We start from the raw sequence: 596 nt of genomic DNA, 5'->3' as shown, positions 1-596 counted from the left end.
AGGCCGGGCTGCCCGGTGCTACCTGCACCACCAGCAGGCCTTGGTCATCTGCGCCGGTTTGGGCAACGGCGACCGCGGGGTTGAGACTCAACAAGCACAGCACGGCGACTGCCACACGCAGGAGAAGCGCTCGCATGCCCGTCACCTCCTTAGAGGAAACCCTGTCGCGGGTGGCCGTAGGCGCGACAAGCGCGCGATTCGTTTGGCGACTGCACGTTTTTTTGTTTTTACTCTAGCACAGTGGTGCAACGAAGCAGTTCAGATTTGGTTAAGGTTTGACAACAAAGCCGCTCACGGCTCGAACTTGTAGCCGATCCCTCGCACCGTCACCAGCCAGCGCGGGTTGGCCGGGTCGTCCTCGATCTTCTGGCGCAGGTGGCGCATGTGCACGTCCACCGTGCGGTCACTGCCGATGTCGCTCTCGTAGCCCCAAAGGGTCTCGATCAGGTGCTCCCGGGTGAAAGGGCGGCCGGGGTTGCTGGCCAGGTAGCGCAGCAGCCGAAACTCGATGGGGGTCAAGTCCACCACCTGACCGCGCCGCGTCACCTGAAGACGCTCCAAGTCCAGTGTCAGGTCGCCGAACGAGAGGATGCTGC

The 596-nt window shown here is 62.9% G+C and carries 1 protein-coding gene; it reads right to left on the bottom strand.

Annotation, left to right across the window (positions count from 1 at the left end; genetic code table 11):
- Positions 1 to 291 precede the first annotated feature (291 nt).
- Positions 292 to 596 (bottom strand): response regulator transcription factor (locus tag N2041_RS14650; RefSeq protein ID WP_297679357.1); only part of this gene is annotated, 305 nt, incomplete at its 5' end.

It is taken from the genome of Tepidiforma sp., from assembly GCF_026419595.1.
In the GTDB taxonomy this organism is placed as follows: Bacteria; Chloroflexota; Dehalococcoidia; order Tepidiformales; family Tepidiformaceae; genus Tepidiforma.
The sequence above is the reverse complement of the archived record's forward strand: the minus strand, read 5'-3'. Positions and strand labels throughout refer to the sequence as shown.